The following is a 22,089-nucleotide window of genomic DNA, read 5'->3' as shown; positions in this document are numbered from 1 at the left end:
TTCGTGAGCCTGATCGCCATGCCAAGTAATGAAGCGCAATTTTCTGTAAAGCCAGGAACGATAAAAAAGAACAGAACAAACGATATATGTATAGCCTATCTCCAAGATAAGTGGCGAGAGATCCTAACCACAAGGTTTGACTATTTCTTCCAAAAGTCACCAGAAAGTGGTCAGCGCATGGAACTGATCATGAACTGCATGATTCAAGGTCTGAAATCCCTTTTCTTGAATTTTTCAGACTTGAAGGACACCCAGTTCAATAAGCAAGTCATGCTTGATGATGTCGGCATATACTCCCAGCGGATGGCAGAAATGCTGTTTTATTACCGGCTTTTAGGGATGGGCTTTGAAGACATCAAAAGCAAGGATGCTGGGCCGGACTTTGTCGCCAGGAAAAATGGCGAGACATTCTGCTTCGAAGTGGTCACACCAACCCCGCAGGATCATATCAGAAATCTCATTAAACAGAGAAAGTTAGAGCTTGAAGACCGAGATACGGTTTTCCGTGAGCGATTGCTGTCGGTTACGTCGGCTATCAAGGACAAGTTGAAGAAGTTTGAAGATCACAAAGCGGCCGGGCACGTACCAGAAGCTGCCCATTACATAATCGTCGTCAATGATTCGCTGCTGTTACCCTATGACCAGCCTTGGTATGGAGTGCTGGGTGAGCTTTGCTTTGGCGATAGTACTTTACCGATTGCCGTGGATGCAACGCTTGGCTCTGGGGACATCGATTTCTCTGATCTTCTCGGTGAAGAACCTTCGGGGGAGGATGACGTCGAGTTCCAAAGTCTTGTCATGAGGAGCAGTTATGGGATTTCTGTCAACGGAGGGGAGGCGCAAACTCCAGAAGACTCCTTGTTACGTGTAAAAATCAGGAAAAAAATCCCCACCAGGAAGAGCACCGATACCGTCGCTGTTGATATAGCCGAATCTGTGGGCGTGACTGGAATTTACCAGATAACATTGCGTGAAGACCTGATGTTCTATCATTCGTTTAAATCTGGCCGAAGTATAATGCCCGCTTCTGCACTGATCAGCTCGGTAAAAAATAAGCAGTTGGTCAGGGAGGCTATATTTTTTACTTCTAAATATGCTAAAGATGAGGCTCTGGTACAGCCATATATGTCATCTGCGCGTTTGTTTGGCTACGAGCCAGACGAATATAACAACTTGACTGTTTATAATGCGTTCTTCAAGCCGGTCTTGGAAGGTGGGGAGTTTTATCAGCCGCTAGAATCTAAAGATTAGGCGGCAAGTCGAAGCTCACGGCAGCGCTTTTTGTTACGGGGATAGTGGATGCAAATTCTAGTATCCGCTATCCCTGTTTTTATTTTTAATCAGGTTGAGCAGATCAAAGGGGTAACGGGGGGGAGCTCAGGCTTATGGGCTGCCCGCAGAGACCTGTGATTCCAATGAGAGCCTGGCACCGGTGACGCTCAGACCGCCCTGCAAGCTGATGCCGTTCTTGGCGGCAAGACCTCAGCCATCTTACCGCGATTTCTGCAGGTGTTTTGCTGCAGATGAAGATGCCGATCGGCCCTCGCAGCCGGTGAATTCTGAGACTGCACCTGCCAGTCAGCCCTCGGCACCAAGCTTTTCCAGTCGCATATATTTCGATTTTTTCGCATCTATTTCGAAAACCTACACCAGCTGCCTGTCGGCTCCCGAGCGGTCGAAAGTCAGCTAGCAGAGTGCGACCTCTCTGTTGCTAGCTCCCAGATTCGAGTTTTTTGCGTCCTCGTGGATCAATGAGTAGGACATTTGAGGTTGGCAGTTGGCGCTCCAATTCCGCAATACGATCATATAGCTCGAGAATGGTGGCGTCGGCCTCACTAAGTAGGCTGGCTAGGTGGTCACGCTGCTGCGTGATTTCCTCGATCCGATCTCGAAGCCCACGATTTCTTCTGCGGGCTAATAAGCTGACCTGACGTACTGACGGCGGTCGCTGCTCCGCGTGTCCTTCTACGTATTTTTGGATTTCAGCGATCAGTAAGGGGAAGCGAGCTTTTTTCAATGCAGATGAATCGCTGCCGGCCTCCTTCGCAACGTTGTTCTGGCTCACAGGCGTTCCCTTTGGCAGTCGTTCGGGGTTGTTGCTCTTCAGCCGTTCGAACGCTGCGCGATACTGCTCGCCGGCACTCATTCTCTTGGCCGGATCAGCGGGTTCATGCTTGCCGGACGACATGGCGATAGTTCTCCACACTACGTTTCTGGGCTTCCAACGAAGTCCTTAGCGGACTGCCTACCTCGGCAGCGGCTAGGCGCTCATCCAATACCGCCTCTAACACTTCGACTTCGTCGAGTTGCTCGGGGTCATACAGCACGTCTGCACAGGGTTTGGTTTCTCCGGGGGAGTCGCCCCCTCCGCAGCGAGCGATATTGTCGATGCCACCATAGGGACAAGGGACTCGGCTCGTGCAGATGCCCAACAAAATCGGCCGATGAGTGAGTGCTCCCTTCTTAGCCAGACTGATCGCTTTCTTGGCATCCAGAGCTGAGATCAGACGGACTATCTCTGATTTCCGTCTCTCACCGTGTGGGCTGACAAACCGGTTGCTCGTCAGCTGTTGCAGTTGCCTGCCCAACGTCTCGTACATAGTGCGGACATAGTAGGTATGGGCCTTCTCTTCCAGCCGTACCCTGGAATGGTTTTGCCCGTAGTAGAGACTCATGGCTCTGGCGACATGCTTTAACTGAAACTGCAGTGAAGCGTCGCTGACCAGGCCGGACGCCTGCATGTTCACTGCGCCGGTTCGCCGGAGTTGATGCCATGCCAACGGCCAGATTTTGCCGACCGTGAACTCGTCGGTCAGCGCCGGCGTCACCAAGCGAGCCAATTCAAGATCTTCCTGCGTAATGCGCAACTGCTCCGGGTCGAACAGCGTGTCGAACGACTGAAGCACATTGGAATAGCTCGGAATCGATGGCCGAATCGTGCGGTTGATCTTGGTGTGCTTCGTTCCCCACGGTTCGAGCCAATAATCCAGCAAGTAGCGCTTTGCCGGATCGCCAGACGCTGAGTCCTCGCCAGGCGTAGAAGCGCACTCTGCACGGAGGTTTGCGACCACGCGCATGGCTTCAACGGCCATCTGAGCCGACGGTGATGTGACCCAAACTGCCTCAGAGTCCGACATCGTCTTGGTCGTTCGTCCGCGCAGTACGTGGATTTCGCCAAACTGCGGATCACGCTCTATATCCAAGCAATCGACGCGCAGATTCCAGGCCTCTTCGACTCGCATCAGGCTGAAATTCAGCAGATAGCTAAGCCCAGCTCGACTCACGAGGTTGAGGTAGCGACTCAGTGTTTGAACGCGAATTTCACGGTCGCTTACTCCCATCCAGCGACGAAACAATTCTACCAGCCCCAACCGGTGCGCGGTGTCGATGAATGGGCCGTAATAGTGCCGCCCGCTATGCTTGCCGTTTGTTCCATCCGAAGGCCACTGAAATGGGTAGAACGACAGTGGTCTGTGGCGTCCTTGGAGACCAATGGAGTTGTGCCTATAGGCCGCCAGACAGAAGCGGAAGCACTCCTCCAACTGGTGACGATGCGCCAAAAAATCGTCCAGGCATTCGCGCAAGCGTTTGATTTGATAGTGCCAAATGCGCGGCGGGATATAGGGAGTCTGGAGCTTCTGGTGGTCGGGCATGGCCGCTGCGAGGCGTGCCAACCCTGCGCGATCCAACAGGGTGAAACCCAGCGCATCCCGCCGCTCGTACAGCTCATGCAGCAATGCCAAAAACTCACCTGACCGGGAAGCTTGGAGGATCTCCGGGAGACGGTCCGCGACACGCGGAAACTGACTCAGCTCGGATGCCAGAATGCCTTCTTGAGTGCACAAAACGAACAACCGACGCATCTGGTCGAAGCGCGTTTTCAGACCTCGGTATCCACGGGCTCCATTGGGACCGTATAGCCACCAGCCGGTTACGGTCCGCAATAAATTGGCGTTCGTAGGATCGATCGAGGCGACATATTTCTTAGCTGGGCCATCGCCGAAATTAAGAGTGACCCGTTTTCTCGACCACGGGTCGAGCCGCCAGATGGCATCCCCCCAACGACTCACCACCTTACTTGCGGCGTCGAGAATGACCGGCCAATCACGCTGGGGCGGCCAGACTGGCGGCCGATAGTTCGGTGCGTCAGGAACCGCCAAGGGCGAGTCGATGCCGAGGCCAAGTTCGGAGAGAATACTTTTCGTCATGCTGATCTTTGCCCCACTTCCGCCAATCGAATGAAACCATCCCAAGCCGGGTGGTAATCCCCCTCGCGAATACGCGCCCGCGCTTCTTCAACCCACAGCCTGCGAATCTCACTACTTTCTTCGAAAAAGTGCAGCTTGGCAGTCAGTCGCTGGATCACAAGCAATGCCGGATGCTCTGGAGTCGACTGCTTTCCGGAACTGGGCGGGCGGTAGCGTGCCAGCTCAAGCGATTTGAGGTAGCGCAGGCTACTCAGAGACCACACATGATCTTCACTTTCGATATCCCGGTGCTGGGTACAAAACAGGCAGCCAGCAGCATTGACGCAGTCGGGTTGCGGAGCATTCTGCGGCATAGTGCCGACTGGCTCCGGTGTAGCTGATACGCACCTGCCAGGAGCGGGTGGTGCAAGGGAGGGATCGGTTTGTTGATGGAAGCGCGAAATCTCCACCATCGCGATCTGTGGGTGGGGATCGGCATATACGCGTATCAGTGTTTCCACCGTATGTTGGGCTAACTCGGCAACCTGCTGCGGGTTCTGAGATTCCCGAAGCAACCAGTTGATGCGAGTCGCGCGTAGTTTGCGTGGCCTCACCACTGGCATGCCAAGCTCACGGCAGATGCGCGTTATGTTCGTGAACTGTGTCGCCTCTTCTAAGATTCGTCCGCCGCTGCGTACAAGCGGAAAGAGCAAACCATCCGGCTCCTGAGGAAACCATTCGGCACGCCATTCGAGATAGCGTTCAAACCACTCCCGGTAACTGGCGAAGATCTCGAACAGCACCTCTCCTTCGCGTCGTTTTTTGTAGGCACGGACTTGGTAGCCGTCCAAGTGGCTGGCGTAATGAAACTGCTCGACCCTAAGGGTATGTGCTTGCTGGAGGTTCAGGCCGGTCTGAGCAATGAACATCAGCATTTCACTCTCGATCCGTAAATTAACGAGGGGAAAACGAGTACGCAGAGTCCGATCTTCATCGTAGGCGGCACGCGCTGCCAGGGAGGCTTTAATTTGCGCTTGGCTTCGCGGTCTGGTACGGCGCGCCGCCAGTTTCTCGGGGCTCTGCAATCCCGACCATAGTTCCAGCACTCGGCCGGTGCGCAACGAAATACAAACTGGGAGAGAGGCCGTTGTCCCCTTCCAGGTTAATGCCTCGCATACGTCAGCTAGAAGGTATCCGAATGCGAAAGTGCTTTGCAGGTTCTGCTTGTCCGCCGTGCTCGTGTGTACTTTGCCTTTGCCGCGCGGCTTGCGGATACGCGTGCTTTTGCTCAGGCTCGCCTGGCGGTCTAATGCTCGGTCCAGCATCGTCGCCGTGAGCCTGGTGAGATCGTATAGAGAGCCATCGCTGAAATTGCGTTCGATTCGATGACGCTGGAGCAAATGCTCGCTCCAATGAATGAAGGTGCTGGCCGCTGTCTCAACACTGAGATTCACGTTTTCTGAATCTGCCCAAGCAAAGAAACGACGCAATGCACTGATCTTGTTCTGTGCCGAAAAACGGCTTCCGCCACCTGCAAGATCGTCAGCCATGTGTTCGTGCAGCCGCGAGACCAATTCGATACGTTCCGGCAAGGGACTGCCGAGTTCGCCTTGGACGATCTGACAGGCCACTCGCTTCACCTTTGCTGCCGCGCCTCCGCGAAACAGCAACGGCCGTAGGTCCCAAGGTGTTTCAGTGGCCCCATACTCAAGCATTGGAAAAGTGAGATCGATTTCGGAGCTATCCATCGTGTCGCGCCCCAAGGCCGATCCCGCTAAACGCCACCATGAAGCTATTTGAGAGGGCCTGCTTAATCGGCAATGCCTGTACGAAACGGATATATTTAAATGTGGTAGCTTCAGAGTTAGGCCCATGAAGCAGCGCATCGCTGACAGTCGCAATGACGATAGAAACATCGGCACAAGCTGAGAGCGCCAGACGTGCCAACTCGGTACCGAAAGTGCAGCGCGACTGATGGAAACGAAATTTTCGTAGCGCCTGTAGCCCTGCTTTGACACCTCGTTTTCGAAATTCGGACATCTCGACATTCACAGCGGATGACTGATCGGTGCCGCGTCTGCCATAGGCATTTCCAAAGCGGGTCAAGAATAGCAAGTCCCGATTCTCAGGAGACGCTTTCGCCTCTCGCTCCATCCTCCGCCAGCCTTTGGCATATTCCAGTAACTCTTCACGCAAGGCTTCGGGTATCCAGACCTGGCCCGTCACACCGAATTTTGTGTGCACTGGCGGATTCGCGCCTGGACCAACCGCTAGACGTAGCAGTCCATCAGCGGACGGGTCAGGGACAGCGTGCTCAAGAGCTTGAATTTTGAGATCACAGATGCTGCCGAGCCGCATCCCGGTAAAAAAGCCAAGAGCCAACATGAGGTACAGCTCGGGCGTGGCGTTCTCTGCAGCGAAATCCAGAATTGAATCGCGATCAGTCTCCGAGACCGGCAACAGCCCATCTTCAAGCGTTTGGCCTGGTCGCTTACGGTTCGGGATACTGAGGTCGGTGGTGGTTCCGCTGATCGATCGCTCGAACCCCACCTGGTCGAAGTATTTAAGGACATAGGGCTTATCCCGCCACAGCTGGACGTGTGGAGCAAGAAGCTCCCTATGCCTTACCCACCGATAGAACATGATGCAATTGCGCATGTACTCAGACGCCGTGGAGGGGCTGATCTGGCCGGCATCGCGCATCTTAATCAATGCTCCTCGGTACAACACCAGACAGCGGTCAGCTTTTCGAGCCGGAAACTCGAACCACTGCAGATCACGAGACTCCAGGAACTTCGCGTAATGCAGAAGGCCATTCAAGTTACTGGCGACGGTCTTCAGAGAAGCGTCACCAGTCGTTGCTCGTTCCACTGCCCACAGGTTTGCCTCCCTCCAGGGGGCATAATCCGCCCAAAAGATTTGGGGCAAGCCTTCAATGGATGGCCGGCTGCTACTGGGGGAGTATGCGACGGCGTTCTCTCCGCGAACGAGGTAGTGGGGAACGAAATGAACGTGCTCTAGCGTCGCCATTCAACGCCCCTGGATAGACCGATGATGTCCATGGTTGGCATTTATAGTTTTGGGTGCCCGCACTATACAACTTACTCTTATCGATCGAATACACCTCTGCTGCCGGCACCATCGATTCAATCAGCGACATGACGCGCTCGCTCATGTCGCCGTAGAGCGCATAGTTGGATGAGAAGGCCACAATGCCATGTCGCTGCAGTGTGTCCCTGCATTGGAAGTAAGGCTCGCCCATTTTGACGAACGGCTTCGCGTCGTATGACCTGGCGATCACGCAACTGTCGTTGTTGCTCAGCACCACGATGGGAGTCTTGGCCAGATCCGGCCGGAACACGCGCTCGCAGCTCGCATAGAACGAGTTGCAGTCGATCAGCGCAAACACCTGCTCACTGCGCATGGTCACGCACGCTGTAGCGGACCACGCCCCAGATCACCAGGTCATCACCTTCCATGACGTGCCTGGACGGGTAGGCCGGGTTCTCCGACTGCAGGATTACCACCCCGTTACGCCGGTATAGCCTTTTACACACCGGCTCAGTGTTGATGGCCGCTATCACAATGTCACCGTGCTCGGCATCACGACTACGGTCTACGATCAGCAAATCCCCGGAATAAATGCCGGAGCCCTGCATGCTGTCACCCTCAACCTGCACCAGGTACATATGCGGCGCCCGAAGGTCAAATAGCTCATCCAGGGAAATGTGCCGCTCAAGGTGATCTGCCGCCGGCGAAGGGAAGCCTGCAGGCACGCGGAACGAATACACCGGCAACTGCGTGGAGCCACCGATTGGCGTTCTCAGGAATGTGATGGTCATGGTGGACGGGTCTAACAAACTGTATAAACATACAGATAAAAGGTAGATTGCGCTAAGGTCAATGTCCGGGCAAGGGAACCCGATAAGCGTGGAGGTTGGGATGTGCGGGAGATAATCGATTTACAAGGCTATGGAAGCCTACCTCAGAAGACTGCCCCTATACCTGGAGGTGATTAACGGGAATGACCATGAGCGTATCGACCGCTATAACGTCGCGCCGTCACCTTGGTAAAGCTGGATCTGGCAGAAAGCTGCAGGCTACGCACAGATCGAGTCCAGACGGATGCCCGACTCTCTTGATAAACTAGCCGCCTGCCCTGGCTATCACCGAGCACTTGCTGTCGAGTTTTGCCACGGCGCGCCCTCGGATTGGTACAAACACCCTCGAAACCGCTGAATTTGGTACAAAACACGTTGAACGATATGACCACAAACCCAGGCTCTAACCCAGCAACCACGCGCCCTGAGCCTTCCCGTCGCTTCAGCGTTGCACCGATGATGGATTGGGGGCATGTTAGTCAATAGCCCCGGATTCATTGGACACACAAAGCCTAAGCTAGACCCTTGTACCATTTATGTACCACCCTTCTATCTGCGGCCCCTCCCAGATTGACAGCGTCGAGCCTGCTCGGCAATCTTGTATCCATCAAAATGCCACCATCAAGAATGAGGATTAATTCCAGTCTCCTGCTATTTCAATTCCTGGGTAAAGCTCAGCCATCAGTTTTCCACAGCGCTCTGCGAAATCTTCTTCAACCGTCATTGACTCTGGGCGTTGTTTTATTTTTCTTCCAAGCGCTTCACTTACAAGCTGAGCAGCCACAATGTTTGAAACCTTACTCTTGCAATTTTTTTCAAAAACAACCCAAGCCTGCAAAAAACAGACAGCAAATAACGTTTTCAAGACGCCACTACCCTTTACCTCCGACTCAAAATTCTCCTGAACCAAAGGTGGCTTGTGACTAGTTAGGGCTTTAGCCACTTTAACTTCGTCCTTTTCGTTAAAAACAGCATAGGGATCATGTGCAAATGTGTTTCGAAACGAGTTGGCCAACTCAAACAGCTTCCGAGTTCCCTGATTCAGCCCGCCTAACGCTGTCAAAAAATCAACTTTGAGCAGCATTGACACTCTTTTTAGCTCAAGCGCATCCGCTTGCGGCAGGCACTCAAACAGGGCCAAGTCAAGCATCTTATCTATTGAATAATGGCTCTTTACCACTAGCGCCAGAAAATCATTTTCTTCATCCAACAGATTAAAAAAATCCGCTTCCAGTGCTTTAGCAGTTGTAGACAATTTTGACCTCCATGTTTCCGTGCGCCTAGTAAAGCATAACATCGCGGTGCAATCATATGGCTAGCGAAGCGGTTATGCATCTTCTTGAGCTACAGATAATTTTGCGGACGTAGGCTACCTGCCGTGTAGGCGATTGGGCGATAGGGATTTGAACCCGCCCGTCTCTCTCAATAGGCCGCCATAGCCCAGAAAAGACAGCTACTCTGCCGTCACCTGCTGGCCCGTTTAGGCCTAAGGCGCCCTAGAATTTGCCCTAAATGTGCCCTAAAAATTCTCGTACCTGGAGCATGCGCATGGATGATCAAGCCTCAACCACAGCCGACACCCTTGAGCTGTTGTATCTGAACCAGGTCGCCATCAGAGCAGCCCTGGAAGAGCTCTCACTATGGGTAAGCCATCGCGGCTCAGTAAACATTCATGAAAACGTCATGGCTGCGTTAGCGACCCTCGATATCCATGCCGAGGCAATCTCATCTGGGGTAGAGCGCCTGCGGAAGTGAGCCTCCCAGCTAGCGCCGGTTTCAAGCCCACCGCTGACAGAATCCACCCGGGATCGCCCTCACTAGACATAGCTCCGTAAACCTTAGTCTTGCCGACCTGCCCTGTAAGCGGCCTTCTCGCTCTCTGACAGGGCGACGGTTCTCAGCACAGCGCTGGTCATTTCACTGGCTACAGTCTTGAAGCAAGCAGGACAGTCAATATCCTCCTTCTCTTTGCCACCTGGAAAATTTCCGCTCAGGTAGACAACACTAAACAGCTCACCGCAGGCCGGACAGGTATGGACGCTCACGACTGGTTTACTCCCATGTGATTGATGGCTCATTGTTATCACAACGGACGCCCTTCTGCGAGTCGCCAGTAGATTCGATGGGAGTCTCCAAAATCTAGGGTCACTCTCTAGGGGGGCCTTGACGGGCTGAGAGCCAGTGACCAGAGCACAGTGAAAGGACGGACATGTCAAAAAAGCATCTGGAAGCGAAGAAACGGCACCATTACGTGTGGGCTAACTACCTCACACGTTGGAGCAACGGCACCAATAAAGTCCACTACACCACCAAGACAGGTAAAATTGCTTACGACAGCGTACGTGCGATCGTTGCCGACGACTACTTCTACAAAATCAGCCCCCTAACAAAACAGCAAGTTGAAGTTATTAAGGGCTTTTCAAAGATGTCACCCGAAAATTTGCACATGCAGCACATGGAGTATCTATCTGACTTCTTGAAATTTCAGCTAGCCGAGACCGAATATAAAAAATCCGGTATTAAAAACACAGAAGTAGAACTTCACCTGCACGTCTTGAAATGCAATCTACTGGAAAATCTTCACGCTGCCCATGAGCGCGCAGCCCTTCCGATAATATCCGCCTTAGCAGACGAGAAGCTAGATACACTTGACGACAAGAAAAACATGTTGGAATTCTCAATATTTCTTGGACACCAAATCAGCCGAACGAAAACCTTTAGAGACAGAGTACTCCAAAACCTACACAGAAGCACTCCAACTGAAATCGCCATTGCTGACGCAATGAAAAACGCCTGGTGGTTTGTGAGTTACATGTATGGCATGAGCATCGGATATAGTTTTTTTACAGCCAGACGCAGAACTACTCAAGCAATCCTCATCAACGAAACAGAGATCCCTTTCATCACATCCGACAACCCGGCCATAAACATTCACTCCTGCGTTTCGGAAACCGAGATGACCCCACCTGAATACGCAGACTTTTACTACCCGATCTCACCTAGAGTAGCAATTACCATTTGCGACTCGAAGAGATTTCAACCAGGGAAAAACGTGATCAGCGAGTCAACCGTGAAAGAACTCAATAGCAAAATAGCTGGACATGCAATGATAAATATCATTGGAAACTCAGAGCAGGTCATCAGCGACTTAAAGAAAATAGTTGGGCGTTCTTACAAACAAAGACAATCCAACCGAGAATCCTAAAATGATAATCACCAAGGTCATTGGCGATTGCCCTAAATGCAAGAAACCCCACTGCTTTGGAAACGTTTCCGTCTTCGGGGATCACCTTCTCAGGGGATGCAGCGAGTGCAGCTATTCCATTCATTTGCCTTTGCCAAAAATACAAAAAAAAGTTTTGTATTTAGATCAGTTCTTTTTTTCCGGGGCATTCCGAGGCAATGATCCGCGCTTTGTCGACGCAGCTCATCGTGTAAAAAAAATCGCTCAGCTTCAACTATTAGTGGCGCCACACTCTTCCGTCCACGAAGACGAAACTTTCCAATGGCGCGGACATAAAGAATTTACAAGCGCCAAGTTACTGGACTTCATAAAGGAAGCGTCTCGAGGCCTCGAGTTCCACCCAGACTATGAGGTGGAAGCAAATCAAGTCACGAAAGCTTGGAAATCGTTCCTAGATGCCGCGCCATCGACCTATGCCATAGATCGTCGCGAAGCAATCAGCGGCGCACTCAACGAGTGGGAGAGCTATTACCGGGTTAATGTACCTGGCTACTACAAGGACGCAGAGCTATGTCGAGCACTGAAAGAAGAAGCGGTCGACACTCTCATAAAGGTGTTTGACGGATGGCAAAAATCCACCAACACCTTTGAAGAAGATGTTGACATTGAGACAAACGCCACTGCGGAGCTGTACCTAAACTCATACATCACCATGGTTAACAGAATAATAGACGGCGACGTTTTCGCCACATTTGACTCCCCCATCGTAAGCCAAGTCGTCGAGCAAATGATTGACTGGCTTCCTAAAGAACAGCCCCTACCTGAGAAAATCAAAACATGCATAGAATTCTTTAAGTCCGAACACTTCAAGCAAATCCCTTCAATTTACATTTCAGTACGAATCTATGCCACACTTAAATCCATGGTAAAGCTAGGCGCTTACGCAAACCGTACAAATGCTCGAAAAAAACTCAATGGCGTATTCGGAGATATAAAGCATATTTCTCTTTATGCTCCTTACTGCGATGCGTTTTTCATGGATCAGCCAATGGCCGACCTCGTCCGGCAGCCAAGCGTCAGCTTAGAAAAACGCTACGGCGTGCGAGTGTTCAGCTTAAATAATCTACCCCAGTTTTATGAATGGCTTGACCAACTCGAATCGGAAATGACCTCAGAGCACAGAGCCGCCGTAGACTTAGCGTACCCCCGATGAGGAAAGCGAGAGCTGGCTAACACGATATAGCCTGCAACTGAGCTTGGCTAGAGACGAAGAGGAGCGCGAGCTTTGCAGCCGGCTTACGCTCGTGGTCGGAATACTAACGCTAGAACAATTGTCCCAACACCGTCGGCTCCCAGTTCATGATAACCAGTTCGCCGGTCATCTCCGCTTTTCCCTGGCGCTGGTTCGTATTGGTATAGCGGATATCGACGCACTCGAAGTGAAACCCCTCAAACGCTCGGCGAATGTCTGGGTGATCGTTAATGCTCACCATTACCTTGCCCTTACTGCGGCGCATGAAGTCGGCCATGCGCTCATACTCTTCGAACGGGAACTCCACGCCATAACCGGCAGTTTTCCAATATGGGGGATCCATGTAAAAGAACGTATGTGCTCGATCGTAGCGCTCAGCACAGTCGAGCCAAGACAGATTCTCGACATAGGTGCCTGCAAGACGCTGCCATGCAACTGAAAGGTTCTCCTCAATGCGCAGCAGATTAATGGCAGGCCCCGTGGTCGCAGTACCAAATGTCTGCCCAGTGACCTTGCCACCGAACGTATGCTGCTGCAGATAGAAAAACCGTGCTGCACGCTGGATGTCGGTCAAGGTTTCAGGACGCGTCATCTTCTGCCATTCGAAGATCTGGCGGGAGCTGAGCGCCCATTTGAACTGGCGCACGAATTCCTCCAAGTGGTTCTGCACAACGCGGTAGAGGGTCACCAGGTCACCGTTGAGATCGTTCAGCACCTCCACTGGAGCGGGCTGGGGACGCATGAAGAACAACGCGGCACCGCCGGCGAAGACTTCAACGTAGCACTCATGAGGGGGAAAGAGAGGGATCAAGCGGTCGGCCAGGCGGCGTTTGCCACCCATCCAGGGGATAATTGGAGAGGTCATAGGTATGCAAGTCTTTACTGTATGGATAAACAGGTGTTAGGCTCGCCGCGCTTTGTGCACAAGGCAGAGGCTGCGGCTGGACTTGCAGGAAGGGTCTGCGGGTTCGGCGGGCCGGGCTGGATGTTGGCGCATTCACCCGGCTCGCCTCTTTTCATTTGGTGACTGTACGGACGTAGGCCTGGCAGGCTTTCAGTGCGATCAGTCCTCGGTCACCGTCGTCGGTGATACCGATAATTCGTTGAGCATGCGCTGGGTCAAGTCGGGTGCGAACGGATCCATGAACCACGCCTCCGGCGCCGGCGGCTTCTCGCACCCCACCGTCACCACCCTGGGCGGCAATGGCTCCGGCGTCGACAAGGACTGACAGCCGCAAGTCAGCAGTAGCCAGCCTGTCACGCATGCGAGCTTGAATCTGTTGTGCATCGTTCATCTCCTTCCAATGTGTTTTGCCCTGCTCCTGCAGGCGATCCTCCAGGTCATTGCGCTGCCTTTTCTGGTCAGCCAACTGCTCCAGGGCTGCGGCTGCAGCTTCCTCACGCTCACGACCGTACGCCCGATCCTTATCCGCCAGCTGCTGGACATAACCTGTAGCCTGCTCAGCCAGCTGCCTTCCGTAATCGCTGGCCTGCCACACCCAGGCCCCACGCCCGCCGGCATAGAAACCGACCGCCACGGCCAGAAGTGCGATACGCCAATTCAGCGGCATTACTGCAGCACCTCGAGCGCTCGCTTGTAGAGCGCCTGGCGATCCTTCAACCCATTCAGGCCACCATTGATACGGCGGGTGATCAGCTCGAACACCGAGTCATCGGCTTGCAGCACTTTGTCAGCGAGGCTATTGAGCCCCGCCCGCTGCCAGTACCAGCCGGCCGACAGCGATGCGTAGACCGGCTGCTCGAGCAGATTGGGGGTGTTGAGCAAGCGACTGTCACCGAACAGCGCTTCGCTGCAGGCTTCGTAGTTGTCGCGGCCGGTGATCTGGATAAGCCCACGTCCACGGTACCGCTGACCATCACCGTCAGCCGCCGGGGTGTTGCCGAGGCGCTCCGCCAGCCTTCCGGTGTCGTACTTGGCCAGGTAGGTATCATTACCAAGCTCTCGCACATACAGCAGCTGGCCTGACTCATGTCCGACTTGAGCAAGGAACGCAGCCATACGCCGAGGGGTGATGATCGAGTACTTGCCCATTGTGGCGTTGAGGCCGGGAACAAAAACGCCGGCTTTTCGGCCGGCGTTGGGGAGGATCTGTTGCAGCTGTTGTACAGAGATAGCCATTTAAGTCTCCAGTGATGGTCTGTTTGTCTGTGCGGTTAAAGCTGCACGACTTCGAGAGGTGTTGAGGTTTTCTTGTTCTTGCCAACGGCCTTGGCCTTGCCCTTCTTGCCGCCGTTGCATTCAACGGTGGTCGACCAGCCGGACTGGGTGAACACCTGCTCCAGGGAATCCACCAGGTACTCGCCATCAAAGCCATCCTTGAAGCCCCGGGCGTTGATCTGGCGTTCTGCGAACAGGTCGACACGGCCCGGCATTTCTAGGCGCACCCCGGCGGTCGAGCGATTGAACGCCGCCAGGCGCGCCTTGGCGGCCTGCTCGGCAGCGGTCTTGTTGGGGTGGATATGGCGGTCGGTATGGACCGGGGGCAGGCCGCCCGGGGCGTCGTCGTTTTTCAGTTCGATAACGTCCAGGGTGCCGGTCTTTGCGTTGTGGTGGGTAGCCTTGACGCTCTTGTGGGTCGAGCGGTCCCCGAGGCGGAACGAGTAACGGCTAACGTCCGAGCGGCGAATGATGACCGTCGGCAGCGTTTTGCCGCTGGCCGTGACGCCCGCCTGCCGCTTGAGGACCAACAGCTTGCCGTTGGTCACCTTGGCGGTACAGTCATGCAACCGAGCAATGCGGGTAATAAAGTTGTAGTCCGACTCACCCAGTTGATCCGCACGCGGCACAACGGTCTGCACATCGCAGGCCGGTACCCAGCCATTGCGGCGGGCCACGGTGGCGACAATCTCAGCCAGGGTCTTACCCTCGAAACTGCCGTTGCGGGTGGTCTTGCCACTGCCGCGCATGTCGCTGGCCTTGCCCCGTATGACCAGCGTATCCGGCGGGCCGGTCAATTCCACCTCATCGACCGTATAGCTGTTGATGCGGGTCAGCTGCGCGCCGTCATAGCCTAAGAAAATCTCGACCTTGGCACCCCGCGACGGCAGCGAAACAGCCTGGTCACGGTCATCAATACGCAGCTCGAACTCGTCCGACTCCATGCCGGGCTTGTCGAGTGTGCGCAGCATCAGCAAACGGTCATTGATCAGGCGCGTGATATCGGTACCGTCAGCGACGATACGAAATTGCGGTTTCATGGATAGCTCCGGTTAGGCGGGATGCTAGTCCCACAGTTGGACGGTCAGCTGGTCAGTTCTAGCCAGTTCGGGAAGGGTGATCAGCACCCCGGCACGGTAGGGTTGCGGCTCGACGGCAAGGCCCGGATTGGCGCCCAGCACCGCCTCCACCGTGCCGCTCAGGTGCCCGTAATAGTGGAAACAGATAGCGTCGAGTACATCGCCGTCAGACGTTCGACAAATCATCGCCATAGCGCGTGAGCTCCAAGGTGAATGCCTGCTTCCGCGGGATTCCGCCCTGCAGCAGCGTGGGTTGTTCTTCCTCGATATCGGTCAGGCACCAATTGCCCAGCACCTGGCCATAGCCGGTGGTCAGCCCCAGCGGCTGCAGCTGGCCACCGATGCTGCGCAATGTGTCGAGCTGGCCGAGGCCACCCCGGAATGAGGGGAAAATTGCGCCCTTGAGTGTCAGGCGCTCATCACCAATGCCTACCGCCTGCTGCGCAGAGCGCCGGGTGAGGCGCTCCTGAGCCGCCCAGCGGAACGAGGTTTTGCGCCGCAGCTCGTCAAAGGCCGCCGTGTCCAGGTTGAAGTAGAACGGCTCCGCCTTGACGCTCTGAGGCTGCAGGATAAGCAGGTGGGGAAACGCCTTGATAGCTTCTTTGGGCGGGTCTTCCTTGGGGCGGATCGAGGCGCTGGAGAACATTTCCGACAGCGAGAAATTGGACACCATGCCGCTGATGCCGCCGGCCTGGTTGTACTTGTCCGCGATGTTAGAAATGGCCTTCTTTGCCCGGTCTGCCTGCTCGCCAAACTCGGCCACCCGTTCCTGCACTTGCGTGACCGCGTTGCTGGCCTGGTTGTAAACGGCCAACACCTTGCCGACCTTGGCCTGGGCCTGGGCAATGCCGCCCACGACCCGGTTCAGCTGGCCACCAATCAACTCCCCCACCACCGGCAGGGTTTCCAGCTCGGAAACCGCCCCTTTCATTTGAGTAACAGCCCCATTCATGGGGCCAAGCATGCCGTCCACCGTGCGACGGCCAGCCTCTCCTGCAGCAGCAAGCGACTTTAGGCTGCCCTGCAGCAGCTCCATGTACGCCATCGTTTATCCTCCCTACAGGTGCGGCGCGTCGTACAGCTGACGCGCGTTAAGGTCGCGGGTCGCGTCCTCGATCATTTGCATGAAATAAGGCCGCAGCTCATAGGCCAGCGCTTGGCGGTCCGACACATCGCCTTTCACCGTCACCGGCATGCTCAGCTCAAACCGCTGGTCGAGCTTGAGGGATGCCGGCTCAGCCTTGACCGGCGCCGGCTTATCCGCTGCACGCTGGTAGTCACCCAGCATCTGGCCCGCCTGAGCCAGGCCAGGCCCGACTGCGCCGGCCGGTTGCAGGTTGCCCAGCAAAGCCGCCGAATCGCCGGCCGACGGCAGCGCGAGGGGGACCCCGGGGTAACGCACCTGGTCGACGGTCGGCGCCGGCACCCGGAACGAGTCCTTGGAATCGGGGGCCTTTGGATCGTAGGAAGCCACCGGCTTGGTAGGCGCTGGCTCCACCCGCAGCGACTCAGGATCGTTACGCGTAACGAGCGGCGCGACCGGCGGCCGCGTGAGCGGTGCACCAGGGAAACGCACCTGGTCGACGGTCAGCGCCGGCACCCGGAACGGGTCCTTGGAATTGGGGTCCTTCGGATCGTAGGAAACCGCCGACCCGGCAGGCGCCGGCACCACCCGCAGCGCCTCAGGGTCTTTACGCGTAACAGGCGACTCGGCGGGCGCAGCTTTCACCGCCCCGCCTTCGCGACCTTCTGCAGGCGCCCCCTGCTCCGCCGGCGCTGCCGCTGGGTCAGGCTGCACCTTGCTGGCAAACAGACTGCCGACCTTGGCGCCCAGCGCGTCACCGCCCAAGCTCCCAAGGATGCCGCCCACCAGGCCGCCAATGGCCGTGCCGACCACAGGAATGATCGAGCCCAGGGCAGCGCCCGTGGCTGCGCCGGCAATGCCTCCGGCCAAACCGCCCACCGCACTACCGACACCCTCGGCCTTCTGCTCAGGCGTCTGATCGCTGGCCACAGCGTTGCTTATCTGCAGCGCTGCCACCGCTGCGCCCAGCACCGGAATCCCCTTACCAAAGCGGGCTAGGCGAGCAGCACGCCCCACCAGGCCGCCCACACGGCCCCACCGACTGCGCCGTGGGTTGCGCCGTGCGGTATCGCCCAGACCGCTATCAATCGGACCGTCACCCTTACCACCGCCTGCCTGGGGATTGATGACGAACACGCGCTGCACCCCGGCAGCACCTGCAGCCCCTTTGGCGACGTTGTACAAGCCTCGGGCCACCCGGATAGCTGCCACGGCCTTGGTGATGGCGAAACCACCTGCAACCAGCGCTGTAGCCCCAAGAGCCAACGAAGGCACTTTTTCAGCAATCCAGCCGATGCCGTTGGCCGTCGTCCGTAGTACATCGGCGGCGCCGTCCGTCAGCGGCCGCAGACCGTCACCGATGGCACGTAGCGCGTCGTCAGCCGCGTTGGCGGTTTCTTTCCACCTCTGCGAGGACGTTTCGCGGCGCTCTGCCAGGTTCTGGTCGAGAATGCCCGCCGCGTCTGCGGACTGGGTTTTCAGGTCCTCATACAGCGCCTTGTTTTGCATGTAAGCCATGAGCGCGGATTTGACCTGCATATCCGCGAACAGGTCGCCGGTACGCATGGACTCTTCCAGCGACTGCATCATGCGCTTGGCTTTCTCGGGGTCCGTCTCCTGGTTGATTTTGGCCGCCGCCTCGGCCATGGCTGCGGCCTTTTTCGGGTCGGTCTTCTGGATATACTGCTGGGCAAGCGCAAAGCTCGACTCCAGTGTCGACATGCCATTCTGCAGCCCGGTGTTGAGCGACTTCTGGTAGTCGATACCGGCGTCCTTGTACGCCTTGACCGTCTCGCTTGAGCCGATCTTTTCCATCCAGTTCTTGAGGTTGTTGGCCGCCTCGTCGGCGCTGCCTGCAGCCTTGATCTGCACCTGCAGCATCGAGCCCAGCTGGGTGACGGCGTCCATGCCGTAGATACCCTGCTTCGCCATACCAGCCAGCAGCTCAGGGAACCACTTGGCCATGTCGCTGGCCTCGAAACTACCGGCCTGCCCCTGGTAGGCAATGGCCTCCAGTGCCCGCTGCATCTCCTGCGGGTCGGTAATCTTGGCGTTCTGCCCCAGGGCATTGATCATTCGCGCGGTGTCGTTACCGTCCGCGCCCTGACCCACCACAAACTTGGCGGCCACGCTGGAATAACGCGCAGCCTCCTGCAGGTCCATACCGGCACCCACCAGGTTGTTGAGGACACCGGCCACCTCGTTGCGCGCCAGGCCCGTGTCTTTGGCCGTGGTGATGATGCCCCGGTTTAGCTCGACTTCCTCGGCCTTGTTGGCCACCCCTGCCTTGATCGCGATATCACGCACGATCGCCTGATAATCGGCACTGACCTTGGTGGGCACAGCCAAGGCCGCGGTGCCCACCGTGGCCTGCACAACGGTGGACCGCAGGCCGGCTTTGCCCGCCTCGATCTGCTGCAGCCCCTTGGCCTGACGGGCAGCGGTTTGAGCCGTGCGACCCAGCGTGCGGTAGTGATCCTCCAGCCGGCCGACCTCAACGCCCTGTTTACGCAATGCATCAAGGTTGCGGTCCAGCTGGTTGCGCAAGCCTCGAGCGCTGGCCTCTCCCGCCTCGCTGGCTTTCTTCCACTCATCGCGCAGGCGCATGGTTTCGCCAATGACGCCCTGCAGCACCTTGGCCTCTTCGCCGCGCTTCTTGAGTTTGCCTATGCGGCCCTCAACGTCCTTGAACGCTGCACCGACCGTCGCACTGACCACCCCACCAATCACAAGGCCAATGGAAAACTTGTTGTTGGCCATGGTTTCTCACTCCCACGCAGGCACAGCCCGGCGGCTCACTCAGAGAGCCACCAGACCATGCGCGCGAATGGCATTTGCTCCAGCTCGCTGGCCGAGAAACCCAGTTCTCGCGCCAGGCGCTTGGCAAGCGACTTTTGGAATCCGGGGGTGTTAAACCCCGTCTTGGTGGACCAGGCGAAAGTAGGCCGCGCGCACACGGTTGTAATCGCGGGTGGTCAGCGAATGCAGCTCGGCCGGTGTGGTATCGGTCAGGCGCTGGAACAGCAACATTTCCAGCTTGCTGTTGTCGTCGCCGGCCTCGGCCTCCACCTCACGGCTCAGACGGATCGAGGGCGATTGCAGCGTCAGGAGGTCGACCTTCACGCCATCGCGCTCGATAGGCTCCATCAGGCGCACCACCGCGTGCTCCAGGGTCAGCTTGAGCCATGCCGGATTCTCGCCGCTGTCATCGCCCAGCAGTTCCTTATAGGCCCGCTGCAGACGGCGGTAGTCGCGCACCTGCAGGGCCGTCAGCTGATCCTCGGTCAGCTCGCACAGCGACCCCAGCATCAGCAATTCGCGCTGCTCGTCGTTGTCCCCGGCCTGGTGCGCCACCATGAGGTCTTCGCGCACGGTCGGACAGCGCATGGTCAGCGCCTGGCGCACCTCGCCGTAAACCTCCAGGGGCACGCTCAGGGACACAACGGCGCGACTGCCCTCGATGTTGAGCCAGGAAGGGGTAGTGTTGGTAATGGACATGCTCAGGCTCCTTAAATGGCGAGGTCAGCGCGAACGCTGGCCAGTTGGTCGACACCGTCGATAACGCGGATGCAGTTCACAGGGTCGATTTCGTAGATGACGCGGCCGCCGACTTCCAGCTTGTAGTAGCTCACCGCGATGCTGTGCTTCATTTCGGCCTTCTCACCAACCTTCCAGTCTCCCGGATCGATTTCCTTGAGCGCGCCGCGCAGGGTGGCGACCACCGCCTTGGTGGCCCCTCCACGCCCTTTGAAACTGCCCCGGAACACGCAGTTGAAGCCTGACAGGTCAAAGTCACCGAAATACTTGAGGGTTTCCCGGCGCATGCCGTTGGAGGTAAAGCTGGCCTCCAGCTTCTCCAGGCCCATATCCATCTCAATCGGCGCGTCCATGCCGCCGCCGCGATATTCGTCGGTCTTCATCGTGAGCTTGGGCAGGGTCAGCGATGGCACATCGCCCTGCAGGCTGACACCGCCCACCGAGGCACTCATGTTGAACAGAATTTCTGGAATAACAGCCATTGCGTGCCTCCTTAGGCTACGTCGAGAACTTGGGTCAGGTATTCATCGGTCACCTCGATTTCAAAAATCGGGTTCTCGGCAGGCGGCACATCGGTGAAGCGGATCACCCAGATGATTTTGCCTTGGGCCAGCTGGCTGGCCGTGTTGCGCTCGGCGTCGGCGTAGACCTCGAAGTCAATCACCGCCCCGGCCGCCTTGAGGTCGCGCATGAAGGCGTGCACCGTCTCGGTCACATCCTTGACATAGCTTTTGGTGATCCCGAGGTCGACGGCCCATTTCATGCCGGCACGCACGGCTGCCATCACCATGTCCACGGTGCGCACCCGCGTGACGAATGCCCACTTGCTATCGCTGGACAGCGTGCGGTTGCCCCAAAGGCGATAGCCCCCGTCGCGAATGATGGTGGTGATATTGGCGTTGTTGAGCAGGTTGGCCCGGCAAGTCGGGTCGTTGTCCAGGTACTCGACCGCCCGCACGGTGCCGGTGATGTTCTTGATTTCCTTGTTGGACGGCGAAGCCCAGAAACCGATGTTGGCATCGGTCTGCGCGAACAGGCCGGCCGCCACTGGCGACGCCGCCAGGTCCTCGTCGCCGTTACTGGTAACGCTCCACTTTTTGACGCCGGGGTCGACCATGTACATCCGCTTGCTACCAAACCCGGTGGCATAAGCAATGGCCGCCTCGTCAGTGGTACCCGGCCCGTCGATCAGGCCCAAGGCTTCCAGCTTGTCTGCCAAGGTATCCATGGCGGTGGCCACCGCCTTGGTGGCCGAGTGCTTGGGAGCCAACAACAGCCGTGGGTGCTGGTTGAACAGGCTTTTGGCATCGAGCAAGGCCTGCAGGCCGCTGCGCTTGCCATCGGCCGCCACACCGCCGATCACCGCGCTGGTGATGCTGGCCGGTGTGCCGGCAGACGTAACACCCACGGCGATGATCACGGCCTTGGCCTGGTCGAGAATCTGCAGACAAGCTTTGGTCATTGGCGAGTTAGGGCCGAACGCCGCCACGGCCTCGCGGTCACTAACGACCATCACCGGTGTATTGGGCTCAGCCAAGCCCACCCCTGGGGTGTAAATGTCGACAATGCCGATCACCGACGACGAGGGCACGCTGATGGTGCGCCCACCCAAATTGACCAGCGAGGTCGTCACGCCATGAAAAAAGTTAGCCATAAATGCTCCCTTATAGAACCGAAAAAACCGCCTAAGGGCGGTCGTGTTGAAC

The 22,089-nt window shown here is 56.6% G+C and carries 20 protein-coding genes and 1 pseudogene; 4 read left to right on the top strand and 17 right to left on the bottom strand.

Annotated features, from left to right (window positions below; genetic code table 11):
- Positions 1-3: 3 nt before the first annotated feature.
- Complete coding sequence (locus CAF70_RS15570; protein WP_218191425.1) at positions 4-1,251, top strand: hypothetical protein; 1,248 nt, start codon at positions 4-6, stop codon at positions 1,249-1,251.
- 460 nt (positions 1,252-1,711) lie between these two features.
- Here the strand turns inward: CAF70_RS15570 and CAF70_RS15565 are convergent, their stop codons facing one another.
- The 7 genes and pseudogenes from CAF70_RS15565 to CAF70_RS15535 all read right to left on the bottom strand — a co-directional run bounded on the left by CAF70_RS15565 (position 1,712) and on the right by CAF70_RS15535 (position 9,323).
- On the bottom strand, positions 1,712-2,188 hold the full coding sequence (locus tag CAF70_RS15565; RefSeq protein ID WP_164497661.1) for a hypothetical protein: 477 nt from the start codon (positions 2,186-2,188) through the stop codon (positions 1,712-1,714).
- A complete protein-coding gene (locus CAF70_RS27930) occupies positions 2,169-4,208 on the bottom strand; it encodes a hypothetical protein (RefSeq protein WP_256573295.1) in 2,040 nt (679 codons plus the stop codon). Before CAF70_RS27930 ends, CAF70_RS15565 begins: the two co-directional genes overlap by 20 nt.
- On the bottom strand, positions 4,205-5,935 hold the full coding sequence (locus tag CAF70_RS15555) for a site-specific integrase (protein ID WP_085625658.1): 1,731 nt from the start codon (positions 5,933-5,935) through the stop codon (positions 4,205-4,207). Before CAF70_RS15555 ends, CAF70_RS27930 begins: the two co-directional genes overlap by 4 nt.
- The gene (locus CAF70_RS15550) at positions 5,928-7,217 is read right to left on the bottom strand and encodes a site-specific integrase (protein WP_047338304.1); all 1,290 of its coding nucleotides are present in this window, start codon (positions 7,215-7,217) and stop codon (positions 5,928-5,930) included. The genes CAF70_RS15555 and CAF70_RS15550 overlap by 8 nt, the downstream gene beginning before the upstream one ends.
- A gap of 73 nt (positions 7,218-7,290) precedes the next feature.
- Positions 7,291-7,611: pseudogene (locus CAF70_RS15545) on the bottom strand (DNA polymerase V subunit UmuC); the annotation flags it as partial.
- Positions 7,601-8,029 carry a LexA family transcriptional regulator gene (locus CAF70_RS15540; RefSeq protein WP_085625585.1) on the bottom strand — a complete coding sequence of 143 codons (429 nt, stop codon included), beginning with the start codon at positions 8,027-8,029 and terminating at the stop codon, positions 7,601-7,603. The gene CAF70_RS15540 and the pseudogene CAF70_RS15545, both read right to left, overlap by 11 nt.
- A 673-nt stretch (positions 8,030-8,702) precedes the next feature.
- Positions 8,703-9,323 carry a hypothetical protein gene (locus tag CAF70_RS15535; protein WP_085625584.1) on the bottom strand — a complete coding sequence of 207 codons (621 nt, stop codon included), beginning with the start codon at positions 9,321-9,323 and terminating at the stop codon, positions 8,703-8,705.
- Positions 9,324-9,616: 293 nt separating this feature from the next.
- Between CAF70_RS15535 and CAF70_RS15530 the strand changes: the two genes are divergently transcribed.
- From CAF70_RS15530 to CAF70_RS15520, 3 genes are all read left to right on the top strand, one after another.
- Complete coding sequence (locus tag CAF70_RS15530) at positions 9,617-9,823, top strand: hypothetical protein (protein WP_085625583.1); 207 nt, start codon at positions 9,617-9,619, stop codon at positions 9,821-9,823.
- A 454-nt stretch (positions 9,824-10,277) separates the two neighbouring features.
- Positions 10,278-11,273, top strand: a complete 996-nt coding sequence (locus tag CAF70_RS15525; RefSeq protein ID WP_085625582.1) for a DUF4238 domain-containing protein — start codon at positions 10,278-10,280, stop codon at positions 11,271-11,273.
- A gap of 1 nt (position 11,274) precedes the next feature.
- Positions 11,275-12,465 carry a hypothetical protein gene (locus CAF70_RS15520; RefSeq protein WP_085625581.1) on the top strand — a complete coding sequence of 397 codons (1,191 nt, stop codon included), beginning with the start codon at positions 11,275-11,277 and terminating at the stop codon, positions 12,463-12,465.
- Positions 12,466-12,574: 109 nt separating this feature from the next.
- On the opposite strand, the gene CAF70_RS15515 is transcribed toward CAF70_RS15520, so the two are convergent.
- The 10 genes from CAF70_RS15515 to CAF70_RS15470 all read right to left on the bottom strand — a co-directional run bounded on the left by CAF70_RS15515 (position 12,575) and on the right by CAF70_RS15470 (position 22,037).
- Entirely contained in the window at positions 12,575-13,369 is a 795-nt protein-coding gene (locus CAF70_RS15515) for a DNA adenine methylase (protein ID WP_085625580.1), read from the bottom strand.
- 151 nt (positions 13,370-13,520) lie between these two features.
- A complete protein-coding gene (locus CAF70_RS15510; protein WP_085625579.1) occupies positions 13,521-14,075 on the bottom strand; it encodes a lysis system i-spanin subunit Rz in 555 nt (184 codons plus the stop codon).
- On the bottom strand, positions 14,075-14,644 hold the full coding sequence (locus CAF70_RS15505) for a glycoside hydrolase family 19 protein (RefSeq protein ID WP_085625578.1): 570 nt from the start codon (positions 14,642-14,644) through the stop codon (positions 14,075-14,077). Before CAF70_RS15505 ends, CAF70_RS15510 begins: the two co-directional genes overlap by 1 nt.
- Positions 14,645-14,679: 35 nt before the next feature.
- Positions 14,680-15,723, bottom strand: a complete 1,044-nt coding sequence (locus tag CAF70_RS15500; protein WP_085625577.1) for a phage late control D family protein — start codon at positions 15,721-15,723, stop codon at positions 14,680-14,682.
- 24 nt (positions 15,724-15,747) lie between these two features.
- The gene (locus CAF70_RS15495) at positions 15,748-15,954 is read right to left on the bottom strand and encodes a tail protein X (protein WP_029615568.1); all 207 of its coding nucleotides are present in this window, start codon (positions 15,952-15,954) and stop codon (positions 15,748-15,750) included.
- The gene (locus CAF70_RS15490) at positions 15,929-16,807 is read right to left on the bottom strand and encodes a phage tail protein (RefSeq protein ID WP_085625576.1); all 879 of its coding nucleotides are present in this window, start codon (positions 16,805-16,807) and stop codon (positions 15,929-15,931) included. Before CAF70_RS15490 ends, CAF70_RS15495 begins: the two co-directional genes overlap by 26 nt.
- A gap of 12 nt (positions 16,808-16,819) precedes the next feature.
- Entirely contained in the window at positions 16,820-19,606 is a 2,787-nt protein-coding gene (locus tag CAF70_RS15485; RefSeq protein ID WP_085625575.1) for a phage tail tape measure protein, read from the bottom strand.
- 150 nt (positions 19,607-19,756) lie between these two features.
- Positions 19,757-20,344, bottom strand: a complete 588-nt coding sequence (locus CAF70_RS15480; RefSeq protein WP_085625574.1) for a phage tail assembly protein — start codon at positions 20,342-20,344, stop codon at positions 19,757-19,759.
- 11 nt (positions 20,345-20,355) lie between these two features.
- Positions 20,356-20,865: a phage major tail tube protein gene (locus CAF70_RS15475; protein ID WP_085625573.1), complete on the bottom strand. Its 510-nt coding sequence runs from the start codon at positions 20,863-20,865 to the stop codon at positions 20,356-20,358.
- Positions 20,866-20,876: 11 nt separating this feature from the next.
- Positions 20,877-22,037, bottom strand: coding sequence for a phage tail sheath family protein (locus CAF70_RS15470; RefSeq protein WP_085625572.1), 1,161 nt, complete (start codon positions 22,035-22,037; stop codon positions 20,877-20,879).
- Positions 22,038-22,089: the final 52 nt, after the last annotated feature.

This window comes from Pseudomonas sp. B19(2017) (genome assembly GCF_002113165.1).
GTDB lineage: Bacteria > Pseudomonadota > Gammaproteobacteria > Pseudomonadales > Pseudomonadaceae > Aquipseudomonas.
This window is presented reverse-complemented; position numbering and strand designations above follow the sequence as displayed.